Genomic DNA, 13,528 nt, shown 5'->3' with positions numbered 1-13,528 from the left:
TAGGATATTGATCTACTATTAGGCTGTGCTTGGCCCTGCTAAACAAAGTAATAATTCCCGCACGACTTTCGCCGCAAAAACATCACTATTTCCTGTACTGTCAATTTTAGGCGCTAACTCGACTACATCGCAGCCAACAAAATATTTAGATCGTAAAATTTTGCATAAGCTAATCAGTGAATGAAAATCTTCTCCGCCTGGTTCAGGTGTTCCGGTACCTGGAAAAAAGCTTGGATCAAAATAATCTAAATCTAAGGTTAAATAAATAGGTGTATCTTGTGCAATCGCCTCAACACTGGCAAGAAATTCAGCTCTGCTTTTTTTGAGTGTTTGATGTGCTTTCATCCATTGATATTCTTCACGAGTACCTGAGCGAATACCGTATTGTATTAGCTTATTATCTTTACCAAAATGATCGGTAATACGGCGAATAATAGCGGCATGGGAATAATGATATCCTAAGTAACCATCGCGTAAATCAGCATGTGCGTCGAGATGCAATATGATTAAGTCAGGGTATTCGGTCAAATACTTCTTTATTGGAGCGTAAGAAATAGAATGTTCGCCGCCTAAGGTGACAATGCGAATATTATTTTCTTTTAAAGCAACATTTTCAAATAAGGTGTTAAAAGCATCATTAGCATTACTATAGGCGTTTTCTATATCAGCTTGACAACTTTGTTCATTAATAGATAAATCAATCGGTAAATTACCTAGATCAACAAATGAAATATCTTCAAGGTCTGCGTCTAAATACGGAGAATACGATTCAATACCATCAGAAACGGCTCGAAGTGCGTTAGGCCCATCTTTAGTGCCTTTTCTAAAGCATGCGGTACCATCAAACTCAAAGCCGATGATGTGGCTGGTATTTTGAAAAATACCTCGCTTATCTTTAGCTCCTTCAAAAGGTGTTGGCGGGGATATTAAACCCACATTAATTTCTTTAACCATATTCATCGAGTCGTGATACCTAACGGCAATATTTTCTTAATTATCCAAAATAAAGGCTAAATGTATAGTTTTATTTATAAAATATAGTGTTGTTAATAAAACTAGGGCTATTGGATGGCAAGCTTGTTGTTTATTTTTTCGATGTTAGCTACATTATTTTATTGATAAAAATGAAATAATTTGTAAAATGACGCACTATTTTTTTAATGAGGAGTTGTTATGTTTTTTGAGGGATCAGAAAAAAAAGCTGAAATCTTAATCGATGGTAAGCAGCTTTCTTTACTTAACGATATTGACGACGAATTTTGGTCAGCATTAGTTAATCGTAGTCAAGCTCAAATACTATCTTCGATTGAAAATGAGTATTGCAAAGCTTTTTTACTGTCCGAGTCGAGTTTATTTGTCTGGTCAGATAGAATATTAATATTAACTTGTGGTGAAACGCAGTTAGTTAAAGCGGTAGAGTTTTTTATTCAAAAATTTGGCACAAAAGTGATTAAACAGCTCACTTATCAGCGAAAGAACGAATATTTTTCAAACGCCCAGCCTAGCTGCTTTGGTGATGATATCAAATTAATTAATCAATATTTACCGGGTAAGGCTTATCGTTTTGGTGAAATGGACAGTCACCACAACTACGTTTTTCATTTAGATAACGACTTTACTGCTGACACTGATGACATTACCTACGAGTTACTCGCCTATCAAATAAGTGAGCAGGCTTCGAAACATTTAACACAAGCTAATTTGTCAGCTGAAGAAATTCGTCAGTTTTTGTGTATTGATAGTATTCTACCTGGCTTTATTATTGATGACTTTGTCTTTTCCCCTTACGGTTATTCACTTAATGCGATTAACGAACAGCAATATTTAACCATTCATGTGACGCCTCAAATGGACAGTAGTTATATTAGCTTTGAATCGAATATAGATTTACTTTTGCTTGCGCCAAAACTTTTAGAGATACTGGCACCAAAATCTTTTGATTTAATGAGCTTTAATGAACAAGCTTTTGAGCAAAAATTAAGGGTGTTAATTCCAACACAATATGTGAGTAAATCACGTGTTTGTAAAAAGCTTGATAATGGCTATTTAGTAAACTTTGCCAACTATATTCTGCCACAGACAGTCTTTGCTGAGCCAATTATGATTGATATTTCAGGAGAAAACCATGCACTCTAATTTATGGGTAGAAGAAAAGTTTGAAGACTTTTTGGGGATTAAATTTAAAGTAGAAAAAGTACTTTTCTCTGGGAAAAGTGAATTTCAAACCGTTGATGTTGTTGAAACTAAAGGTCATGGTAAAATGTTACTAAATGACGGTTTGATTATGGTCACCGAGCGAGACGAATTTGCTTATCACGATATGATAAGCCATGTGCCCTTGTTTGTGCATCCTAACCCTAAGAATGTTTTAGTGATTGGTGGTGGTGATGGTGGAACGGCAAGAGAAGTCATTCGTCATCTATCGGTAAAAAAATGTACTATGGTTGAAATCGACGTGATGGTTGTCAACGCCTGTAAAGAGCACATTCCACAAACCGCTTCAGCCCTCGATGATGAACGCATAGATCTTATTATCGGTGATGGTGTGCAATTTGTTAAAGAAACCACTGAGAAGTTTGACGTTATTATTGTCGACAGCACTGATCCGATTGGACCGGCTCAACCTTTATTTGGCGAAGCATTTTATAAAGATGTTTTTAACTGTTTAGCCGATGACGGTATCGTTGTTGCCCAGGGAGAGTCTTCTTGGTATGCCATGGATATTCAACAATCGCTATTGAAAGTATTAAACAATGTCTTTCCTAAAACTTATTTGTATAGTTTTAGTAATTTAACTTATCCAGGCGGCTTATGGAGTTTTACTTTTGCGTCTAAGCAATACCATCCTATTAAGGATTTTAACGCTGAACGGGTTGAAAAGTCAGGCTTAAGTTTTGATTATTATAATGCTCCGCTTCACTCTGCTGCCTTCGCCTTACCTAGCTTTGTCAAAAAAGGTTTGCTGGGTTTAATTGATAATTAAGTCATTTTAAACGGCCAATAATCTTTAGACGTTTGTGTTGCAACTGTGTAAGTAAAAATCACCAGACAAGCTATAGCTAAGTAACTCGCTTATTTTGCTATAGCTTATGATTACTCCCCAAGTGATCCCCTTATTTTGCTATAGCTTATGATTACTCCCCAAGTGATTCCCTTATTTTACTGTAGCTTATGATTATTTCCCAAGTGATCCCCTAATGCTCTTTTACTTATATTTATACTTGTGCAAAGGATATTGTTCATTTTTACAGGGACTCATTAAACTGATGATAACGATTATTTTTACTGATGCTTAATAGGTAAAGCGCTAAGTCTTTTAACATTACTATTATCGTTAAGTATAAGTTATTACACCGTTAACAGGGGATGTATTGATTATTACCTTAATAAAATTAGACTCTTGTCATATGTACAGGTATGATTTAAAACCGAAAAAAAATCATTTTAGGTCATCATGATAATGTTTACGTTTCGATTGTTTATGGTTATATCTTTCTGTTCAGTGGTATTCCTTGAAACTGCTTTTAGCCAAACACTTATAAAAATTATTGATCAAAATAACGACCCTCTGCCCGATGCTGTTATTGAGTATGTCATACCTCAACCCGTTATAAATCAATCAATCGATGATCGTATCTACGTGATGGATCAAATAAACAAACAATTTTCCCCTCATGTTTTAGTTGTGCCGGTTAATAGTCAGGTTAGCTTTCCCAATAAAGATGATATTAGACATCATGTTTATTCTTTTTCGCTAGCTAAAACATTTGAATTAAAATTGTATTCAGGTAAGCCTAAAAGTCCGGTTCGTTTCGAAGATAAAGGTCTTGTCGTCATGGGTTGCAATATCCATGATGCTATGGTCGGCTATATTTATGTTTCAGATGAAAATAATGCCTACTTAAGTGATACCAACGGAGAGGTCTTGTTAACGCAACCATTAGCGTTAAATACCCAATTAAAAATTTGGCATCCTAATAGCACTATAGGTTTAACAAAGCATACCCTGTTAACCGTTGATCAAAAAATGATTGATAACAATGAAATTTTTATCACCATAAGCGTAAAAGCACCTCAAGCAAGAGGCAGTTTTGAAGAGTTAGCTTTCTATGAACACTAGGTTTAGTTTTAAAGCACAAATTACTTGGCTATTAACCAGTTTAATTTTATTAACCGTAATTATTTTAACGGGGAGTAATTGGTTTAGGTTTGCTGATTATGCCGAAAACCAAATCGAACGCCAAATGTATTTTGCTCAAAACGTACTCGACCAAACATTAAGGTCGCAAGAGCGAGTTTTAACGACTACCGCCAGTGTTTTAGCCGCAGACTTTGGTTTTAAACAAGCGGTAGCGACTCGCGACAAAAACACCGTGGAGAGTGTTCTCTTTAATCACGGTAAACGTATCAATGCTGATTTGATGTTGATTCTAGACTTAGAAGGTAAGTTATCGACGACCAGTTCATTACACTCATTCGATGAAAAAACAATTCAAGCAAATATTACTAAACTTCCTTTTAGGGAGGTTCATGCTCAAATTCTGAGTATCGAAAATAAAGTTTACCAAGTTATTGTTGTCCCGGTTAAGGCGCCAAGAGTTATTGCTTACACCGTGATTGGCTTTGAATTTGACCAAGTTGCACTATTAAAACTGAAAGACCTCATCGCTTTAGACTTAACATTAGTGCAAAACAATCAACTGATTGAGTCAAGTATCGAACGTGAAGACATTATAAAACAATTGTTACAAGGCACTAAACAACAGTCGCCAAACTTATTGCTAACACGAGCAGATTACTTCCACAAAACCATCAACTTCGGTGGTTCTAAAGATATAAAAGCAACCTTGTCTGCGCCTTTAACACAAATTCAAAGTGATTTTAATCGGCTGATTTTTTCTATGTTGATAATAGCGGTGATTGTCATCGTTATTGCTATCACCTTTTCTCGCCTGTTATCTCGAGGCTTATCTACGCCGTTACATATTTTAATGGAAGTCACGAAAAAAATTGGCCGCGGTGAACTTAATGTACCTAAATTGGCCAACCGTTTGCCTGTTGAATTTAGCGAACTTTATCAAGGATTTTCATTGATGGGCGCGGCTATTGAGAATCGTGAGCAGTCAATTGTTTATCAGGCAGAGCGCGATATATTAACTGGTTTATACAACCGCCATAAAACATTAACGAAAGTAGCTGACTACTTTAATAAAGATATTCACTTAGTGGTGATTACTTTTAATATTAAAGCTTTTAAAGCACTTAATGACACCATAGGATTGACTAATGGTGATAATATTTTAAAAGAAATTGCTGCCCGTATTTTAGTCTATATTGAAAAATCAAATCATAACTTAGATCACGATATTATTGCTGCGCGCACTAATTCAGATGAATTTTTATTGGCTGTACCTATACAGAAAACCAATGAAATAAAACATTTTATCGAATTGCTGCAGAGTGAACTTAATCGTCCTTTTTGGCTTGATGACATTAAAATTAATTTATCACTTTATTTTGGTGTCGCCAACTCTATAGAGCATGGCGTCGATGCGGAGCGATTGATCAGGCGATCAACCATGGCAGTTGCTTCAGCATATCAAGACCAGGTCTTATTGCGATTTTATCAAGATGGAGAAGATGAGGCTTACCTTTATAAGTTGCGCTTAATAGAAGAGTTAAAAGAGGCACTTGAGTGTGAAGTAAGTCCACTTTTCATGAATTATCAGCCAAAATTAAATATGAATACCGGTAAAATTGATAAACTTGAAGCGTTAATTCGTTGGATAAATAAAGAAGGTAACTTTGTAAACCCAGAATTGTTTATTGATTTAGCTGAAAAAGCCGGTTTGATTGTATCCTTAACACGCTGGGTGATCCTACAAGTTATTCAACAAACTGAACAATGGAATAAGATGGGCTACCGTTTTAAGGTAGCGATTAACTTATCCGCACAAGATATTCAAAATGAGCAATTTGTTGATTATTTACTTAACACAGTAAATAATCACGAAGTGTCAACATCGCAAATCACTTTGGAATTAACAGAGAGAGATATTGCCGAAAACGAAGCATTAGTCGTTGCGCGTTTATCTCACCTAAAATCATTAGGTTTTCTGATTTCAGTCGACGATTATGGTATTGGTCAATCTTCATTAGCTAAGTTAAAAAGTTTACCCGTCGATGAACTGAAAATTGACAAAACCTTCATTTTAAAGTTAGAACAATGCCAGAAAGATCAAGATATTGTTGCCTCAACTATCTCTCTTGGTCATAAACTTGGGCTGAGTGTGGTCGCTGAAGGTGTTGAAAACAAAGAAAGCTTAATGTTATTAAATGACTTTCAGTGTGACTATGCACAAGGTTACTATTTATCAAGACCTGTTAGCGCTGAAAAATTTATAGAATGGTATAAAACTTATGAATCGCCTCTTTAGCCTTATATTACTCCTTTTACCTTTGACTAGCTTCGCTAATGGTAAAATATTAGCAACCCCTGGTGTTTCTCAAGTCGAGGGCTCAGGAGGCGGTGGTCTAGTGCCTTGGGCGCAATTAGCGGGTTATGCAACGGAAGACGAAATAGCCTTTTCTGCCTTTTGTTCGCAGGCTAACGTGAAAGACTTTCAATTAAATAGCTGCGGAGGGCAAATTAATTTTTATGACCGTGTCGAGTTTTCATTTGCTAAGCAAAATTTTCAGGTCGACCCATTATCATTAACCTTATCTCAAAAAATTTTAGGTCTTAAAGTACGTTTGTACGGTGACTTGGTTTATAGCACTTGGCCACAATTATCAGTAGGTATACAGCACAAATCACTATCAACTGCCGATGTTGCTTTTTCATTAGGCGCGAAAGATGACACAGGTACCGATATTTATTTAGCAGCGAGCAAGCTTCATTTAGGTTTGTTGGCCGGCTATAACGTGTTATGGAATGCCACTGCTCGTTACACAAAAGCAAATGAAATGGGGTTACTCGGTTTTAGTGGCCCAAAAGGTAATGGTGCATTACAAACCGAAATGTCAGTAGCCGTATTAATGAATAAACACTTGGCGATTGGCACTGAATATCGCCATAAACCAGACAATTTAGGTCTTGGAGAAGACGACTGGCAAGATGTTTTTGTTGCTTGGTTCCCAAACAAACATTTGAACGTTACTCTCGCCTATCTTAATTTAGGCACTATAGCTGCATTAGCCGATCAAAAGGGTTGGTATTTATCTTTGTCGGGATCTTATTAATGATTAAATATGTTAACGGTTTTTTTATTGTCCTAGTCCTGCAACTTTGCCTTGGCTGTAGTAGTAAGAATTTAATACCAAGTGATGAACTTTATCAAGATATTGGCGGTCATCAAGGGATAGAACAACTTGTTGATGCTTTTGTAAAAAGAATTGTCAAGGATAAAGCAATACTGCCTTATTTTGCCAAATCGAGCGTCAAACATTTCAAGCACGGTTTTATCAACCATCTGTGTGGTGTGGTTAATGGTCCCTGTAAGTATAATGGCGATAGCATGATTGATATTCATACCGGTATGAATATCAATGAAGCTGATTTTAATCGTGTGGTAGAGTTGTTAATAGAGGCGATGGAAGATGTTGATATCTCTTATCAGTCCCAAAATAAAATATTGGTTAAATTAGCTGTTTTGAGACCAGAGATAATAAAAATGTAAAGTCGGCAACTGTTTCTATCTGTTGCTTAAGTTAGCCCTAACAACATTATTTGCGTTTAGTTTTAATCGATTACCTCTATACCTTAATATAAACGAAAAATAAGCAAACATAATGATGTTAATTATGTAATAGCGAAGGTAAAATTGCGCCAATTGTGTCAACAGTCATTTTTATGTTGTCTTGCTAAAGGTAGTTGAAATTTTATGGATTATTTTGAACAGTTAGGCGTGAGTAGGGTGTCAACCACCATCGAAATTAAAAAAGCTTATCGAAAACTTGCCAATAAATATCACCCAGATAGAAATGATAATGTTGAAGCCAAAGAAAAGTTTCAACTTATTCAAAAAGCATATGATGTTATTTCTGATCCAAAAAAACGGTCATTATATTTAAAAAGTAACTATACGGTAATAACCGATCCGCGAGAAATTGCTGATTCTTTTTGGCAAAGTGCTTTTAATCAAGCGCAGAATTAGCCTTTTTACTAGGAGATTTGTATGCAATCCCAAACTAACTTACCCGAATATTTAACGGATGATTTCTCTATGTATTTAGAGAATATGAATTCATTATCGGATCCAGAAAATCCTGATCTATTATCAAATTATTTATCAAATTTGTTTGAACAATTAAAGCAAATGCCTTTATTATTTAATGGCATGGTTGATCAGTTGGCGATGGCTATCTCAACTAAGGTAAGAATCGATAGTAAAAATTTATCGACAATCGAGCTTAACGATGAACCAGAGTGGGCTGACGTTAAGCCTTTTGTCGGCGTTCATGCTGATGCTCGAGCATGTATTACTGAAATAATGGCGCATGCTGAAGACGACTTGAAAAAAGCTGTTTTGCTGATTCATTTCTATAATGGTTATGATGCAACGCCCTTAAAAGCCGAAGAAGATGATTACGCTCAAGTCGATGATGACGATGAATCTAATGATTATGATGAGAACTACTAAGCTTAATCAATAAGAGTGTAATTAAGTTTAACTCACCATTAAAAACCGAAATAATCGACAAATAAATATAAGTTTTAAGGAATCAACTTGACAAAAAATGCATTAATTCTAGCTAGCGATATTATAGAACAAGCACAACACAGCGGTAGACGTGCAGGCACTTCATTAGAGGCTATTGCCTCTGAGCACGGCGACGAAAAAATGCTGGCAGTGTTAACCGAGATGGATATTTTAACGGTAGCAAAAATTGTCAGAGAGCACGATGCCACCATTCCCTCTATTGCCACATGGTTAATGGATGCTGAGTCAATAAAACAACTCTTAAATGTTGAACCATCTTACTGGCAAAATATTGATGAAGACCACGTCTTTTGTGCACAAACAGAAGCGCATAGTTTGTTAACGCAAATATTTCTTTCTTCTGATGATGAAGAAAAACAACGAGAAGTATTAACGGCGATAGTTGAAGACGACTTTGGTCTTTTATACTTGTCTTTACCATTCATCGGCCATGATTTTTCAGAAATTGAAGAAGATGAAGAGCAAACCTCTGGTAGTATTGAAGAATTATTAATGAAAATAAAATCCTTAAGCGAAGAAGCTTATCGTGAAGTAATGACGGTTAGTACCAATGGCACACTCGATAATATAGAGAATGCATTAAAGCAAAATGCAAATAAACAAAGAGTGACTGCTGTAGAAATGGATACCGACGATATGTTTGCGCCTCTTTAACGCTAAACTGCCACCGTATTTATTTAGCTTATAATAACCGCTTTAATTGATTGGAATTCATCAATGAACATTGCAGAGTTAAGAAATTATCCGTTTTTACTTTTAGTATTAAGAGACGGCGAAAGTGAAGGTTTTTTTACGCCTGAATTTATGCATAAAACCAAGCAACAGTTATCTGATATGTCTTTGAGAATAGCGTCTGATAATCTATCAATAATTTATGCTGATCAAATTAAAAAAGGCTGTGAAATTGTTCTGGGAATGAGCAATTTAGGTTTGTTAGACCTTTGTGATAACGACACAGATAAGGCAAAAGAAATTTTAAAAAGCCAAGGTGTTGTTTATTGCTTTCGGGCAGGCTGGGCAAAGTATGCTCAATTAAAAACAATATCCCCTTCATACTTCGAAGAAATATCTATTCGCCGTTACGCTTTAGCCATCAATGATACAACTGATATTAGAGTAATGCATACAGCGTTAGTTAATGAAGGGTATAAAAGTGCCAAGTTATTACAAGTTTATAAAAGCATTGCCACAGATTATTGTGCAACCAGTTTACTTGTTGACGATGATGAAGAGGTATTGTTGTTTGAATTACAAAAATTTCTAAACACCGCCATTGCATTATTACTTATTGATAGTGATAAAAAAGTTTTTACTACAAGTTTGTACGAGCAGTTGAATACTTACCTGACCAAAACAGATAAACAGGCCTTACTGACTAAAGTCGATACTTGTATTGCCAGTTTTACTGAACAATTATCAGTTTTAACTAAAGGTTACCTGCAAGATATAAAGTTATTAACGTTCACTGAACTTAAGGGCATTATTGATCAACAGGAAAATCTCTCTATTTATATTCAGGAGATATTAGAACTGCCTATCACTGTTGCTAATGAGCTCAATGGCGACTTTGACGGTGGCTATGACTTTCATGCTGACGATGAAGATGATTTGGCTTATTTAAGACCTGAAGGGCAATAATAAAAGTATTAACCAATACTTAAAAGTAAGCGATAACTTGTTAAATAACCGTGCACTAGTGCGGTTATTTCTTTGTGATAACTCAACTCCAGATAAAATTTTCAATGCTATTCATTATTAGCGCTTTTTTTAGTTTTTGTTAATACAATTAAACCTTCCCTTTATTAAGTTTAGACCTGTCGGTTGAAATATTACTTTCTGTGTTGATAAAATATATCTAAGGCAATTACTTGTACAGATTGGTTGACGTAAAGTTTAGGTTTAAGCTACCTTACTCATCATATTATTATTTTTGGATAAAGGGTTATGGATGAATAGAATAAAGAGGCGTTTTTTACCTGTTGTTTGTTGGGTTGCTGGTAGTGTAATAGTGAGTGCTTGTTCTTCTTTACCTGTTTATCAGAACTTGTCTAGTGACGCGATAGTGGTTAATGCTAAAAAGAACAGCCCTGAGTTAGCCGATGAATTTACAGTAGACATAGGTGATAACTTATTAACTAAAGTGTCAGGTAGCTACTTAGAAAAAAAAACGCAGTCTGTTAGTTTACTTACTCATATTAAGTTTATTTACGATGAACACCCAGGATTAAGCAAAGGAAAAACCACCTTGTTAGGCATGAGTCGCTCAGGAGGCAATGCCGCTTGTTTTAATGACGCTGAATATGATGATGGTTTGGTTAAATTTTGTTTATTTGATGAAAACAAAGATGGGTATTTTGAATTGGGAACTTTTGCTGGCGATGAAGGTGTTACTTTAAATATCCCTTATAATATTTTTAGCGATAACAGTAAGACCCCTGAGAAAGGCTATTTCAGAAAAACACTCTCTTATAAAGGATTATCAAACGGTAAAATTAACTTTAACTATGCTGAATACTCAGCAAACATGGCTAAAGCGACTTTTAGCCAAGATTTTTCTATAGAAAATAAACAAGGTGCGCATATCCTATTTAATTTCAAAGGCGCTGAAATAAAAATCAAGCAAGCGACGTTGTTAAATGTTACCTATGAAGTCATCCAATACTTTAAGTAATTATTTTAGTTCCCATTCTCCCCAATAAAAAAGCCTGATAAGTCAATTATCAGGCTTTTGTCATAAAAAATTATAATGGCATTAAAAGATTAGAAACCACATTGCTTGCCTTTGTTCTTCTCTTTTAACCAGACTTGTAAAGGAGCAAAGTAATCGAGTACTGCGGTTGCGTCCATTTGTTTACTCCCAGTCAACACTTTATAAGCTTCTTGCCAAGGCTGACTAGAGCCCATTTCTAACACGGTATTAAGTGCTTTACCGGCAGCCTTAGAGTTGTAAATTGAACAGCGATGAATGGGATCGGTATTACCTGATATTTCACAAAGCGCTTTATGAAACTCAAATTGTTGAATATGCGCTAAGAAATATCGACTGTAAGGTACGCCACCAGGCACATGGTATTTCGCACCGGGGTCAAATGCATCAACTTCACGAGCTACGGGTGCAGCAATACCTTGATACTTTTGACGTAATTCCCACCAAGCTGTATTGTAATTCTCTGGTGTAATTTCTCCTGAATAGACTTTCCAACGCCATTGATCAACCATTAAGCCAAAGGGGATAAAGGCTATTTTCTCTAACGCCATTTTCATTAATAAACCAATATCTTTTGATTCGTCAGGGATAGTGTCGATTAAGCCAATTTCTTTCAAGTATTTAGGTGTTACTGAAAGTGCAATGGTGTCACCAATCGCTTCATGAAAACCATCGTTGGCACTATTTTGAAAATAAACGGGTTGATCTTGGTAAGCGCGCTGATAGAAATTATGACCAAGTTCGTGGTGAATAACGTTGAACTCTTCGCCGGTTTTTTGAATACACATTTTAATGCGAATATCATCTTTTGCATCAAGATCCCAAGCGGAAGCATGACAAACAACATCGCGGTCTGCTGGTTTAGTAAATAATGATCGCGTCCAGAATGTTTCAGGTAATGCTTCGAACCCTAAAGATGTAAAAAAGGTTTCAGCCCCTGCAACCATTTTAATTTCGTCATAGTTATTTGCAGCTAACTGCTCGGTAACATCATAACCTGGATCTGCATTTTCAGGAGCAACTAACTCATAGATATTCCCCCATGATTGTGCCCACATATTACCCAACAAATGAGCGGGAATAGGTTGGTCTTGTGCTACCTTATCTTCTCCATAGGTTTTGCCTAGTTCGCTGCGAACATAGCAGTGAAGGTCATCGTACAAGGGCTTTACTTGTCCCCATAAACGGTCAAGTTCTTTAGCGAAATCGTCAGCAGGCATATCGTAGTTTGAACGCCACATGGCGCCTAAGTCTTTGTAGCCTAGCCCTTGTGCACCCTCATTGCCTAATTCAGATTGACGAACAAATAAAGGTTTCATCTCTGGACTAATTGTTCGCCAGCCTTGCCACATTTCTAGCAATTCGTCGTAATCACGTGATGTTGCCATCGTCGAAGTCATTTCACCCAAGCTTAATTTTTTTCCAGCTTGGGTCGTGTATGTTCCTTTACCGTACATGCCGCCAAGTTCAGAGCCAATTTTTGCCAGTTCAGCTGACTTTTCAGAATCTTGTGGCGCTGGCATAACTAAGCTTTGTTTTAAGGTATTTAATTTTCTACGTTGTGTCTCTGTAACATCGACATCGTCAAATTTAGCCGCTGCCATAGCGAAACGAACGCCAGCTTCTGTTGATTTTTGGTTTGCTGCCGCAGATAGGGCGGCTGTATCATCGGTAATAAAATTTGAATAAATCCATTCGGCGCGGCTCCCCTCAATACCTAGAGCGATTAATTCTTTTTCGGTAGCGTTAAGAAATACATTCGCATCTTTTGCTGTTAATGCTGGAGCTACTTGCGTTTGTGCTTGTTCAGTTTGTGTAGAATTTTCATCATTACATGCAGTAAGTGAGGCCAATACACACAAGGCTACGCTTGTTTGTTTGAATAGTTTTATCATAACAGTCTTATATTTTTATTATTAATAGATAATGAATCGCCAGTATATAAAATTGTCTAGTCAGCTTAAAGCTTTGACCGCAAAAACTGATCAAACTTTTACAATACTCTGTGATTAAGTAAGTTTGACCATTATCTTACTAGGTAATTAACGGGCAAACGTTAACGCGATTAACGTTAAATAAAAGTCGAGATTAAAGATAA

13 protein-coding genes are annotated in these 13,528 nt (G+C 36.1%); 11 read left to right on the top strand and 2 right to left on the bottom strand.

Annotated elements, in window-relative coordinates; genetic code table 11:
* Nucleotides 1–18: 18 nt before the first annotated feature.
* On the bottom strand, nt 19–960 hold the full coding sequence (gene speB / locus H4J75_RS13025) for an agmatinase (protein WP_259366402.1): 942 nt from the start codon (nt 958–960) through the stop codon (nt 19–21).
* Nucleotides 961–1,173: 213 nt separating this feature from the next.
* Between speB and H4J75_RS13020 the strand changes: the two genes are divergently transcribed.
* The 11 genes from H4J75_RS13020 to H4J75_RS12970 all read left to right on the top strand — a co-directional run bounded on the left by H4J75_RS13020 (nt 1,174) and on the right by H4J75_RS12970 (nt 11,394).
* Nucleotides 1,174–2,136 (top strand): adenosylmethionine decarboxylase, encoded by a 963-nt coding sequence (locus tag H4J75_RS13020; protein WP_182222377.1) that lies wholly within the window; start codon nt 1,174–1,176, stop codon nt 2,134–2,136.
* Nucleotides 2,126–2,983 carry a polyamine aminopropyltransferase gene (gene speE / locus H4J75_RS13015; protein WP_182222376.1) on the top strand — a complete coding sequence of 286 codons (858 nt, stop codon included), beginning with the start codon at nt 2,126–2,128 and terminating at the stop codon, nt 2,981–2,983. Before H4J75_RS13020 ends, speE begins: the two co-directional genes overlap by 11 nt.
* A 498-nt stretch (nt 2,984–3,481) precedes the next feature.
* On the top strand, nt 3,482–4,120 hold the full coding sequence (locus tag H4J75_RS13010; protein WP_182222375.1) for a methylamine utilization protein: 639 nt from the start codon (nt 3,482–3,484) through the stop codon (nt 4,118–4,120).
* Nucleotides 4,110–6,437, top strand: coding sequence for an EAL domain-containing protein (locus H4J75_RS13005; RefSeq protein WP_182222374.1), 2,328 nt, complete (start codon nt 4,110–4,112; stop codon nt 6,435–6,437). The genes H4J75_RS13010 and H4J75_RS13005 overlap by 11 nt, the downstream gene beginning before the upstream one ends.
* A complete protein-coding gene (locus tag H4J75_RS13000; protein WP_182216345.1) occupies nt 6,421–7,242 on the top strand; it encodes a DUF3034 family protein in 822 nt (273 codons plus the stop codon). The genes H4J75_RS13005 and H4J75_RS13000 overlap by 17 nt, the downstream gene beginning before the upstream one ends.
* A complete protein-coding gene (locus H4J75_RS12995; RefSeq protein WP_182216343.1) occupies nt 7,242–7,679 on the top strand; it encodes a group 1 truncated hemoglobin in 438 nt (145 codons plus the stop codon). The genes H4J75_RS13000 and H4J75_RS12995 overlap by 1 nt, the downstream gene beginning before the upstream one ends.
* A 204-nt stretch (nt 7,680–7,883) precedes the next feature.
* Nucleotides 7,884–8,156: a DnaJ domain-containing protein gene (locus H4J75_RS12990; protein ID WP_070376442.1), complete on the top strand. Its 273-nt coding sequence runs from the start codon at nt 7,884–7,886 to the stop codon at nt 8,154–8,156.
* Nucleotides 8,157–8,177: 21 nt separating this feature from the next.
* Nucleotides 8,178–8,642: a hypothetical protein gene (locus tag H4J75_RS12985; protein WP_070376443.1), complete on the top strand. Its 465-nt coding sequence runs from the start codon at nt 8,178–8,180 to the stop codon at nt 8,640–8,642.
* An 87-nt stretch (nt 8,643–8,729) separates the two neighbouring features.
* Entirely contained in the window at nt 8,730–9,377 is a 648-nt protein-coding gene (locus H4J75_RS12980) for a hypothetical protein (RefSeq protein ID WP_070376444.1), read from the top strand.
* A 63-nt stretch (nt 9,378–9,440) separates the two neighbouring features.
* A complete protein-coding gene (locus tag H4J75_RS12975; RefSeq protein WP_070376445.1) occupies nt 9,441–10,361 on the top strand; it encodes a hypothetical protein in 921 nt (306 codons plus the stop codon).
* A 310-nt stretch (nt 10,362–10,671) separates the two neighbouring features.
* Complete coding sequence (locus H4J75_RS12970; RefSeq protein ID WP_182216338.1) at nt 10,672–11,394, top strand: hypothetical protein; 723 nt, start codon at nt 10,672–10,674, stop codon at nt 11,392–11,394.
* Nucleotides 11,395–11,483: 89 nt separating this feature from the next.
* On the opposite strand, the gene H4J75_RS12965 is transcribed toward H4J75_RS12970, so the two are convergent.
* Nucleotides 11,484–13,325: a M2 family metallopeptidase gene (locus tag H4J75_RS12965; protein WP_182216336.1), complete on the bottom strand. Its 1,842-nt coding sequence runs from the start codon at nt 13,323–13,325 to the stop codon at nt 11,484–11,486.
* Nucleotides 13,326–13,528: the final 203 nt, after the last annotated feature.

Source organism: Colwellia sp. BRX10-1 (assembly GCF_014077545.1).
Classification (GTDB): domain Bacteria; phylum Pseudomonadota; class Gammaproteobacteria; order Enterobacterales; family Alteromonadaceae; genus Colwellia_A.
This window is presented reverse-complemented; position numbering and strand designations above follow the sequence as displayed.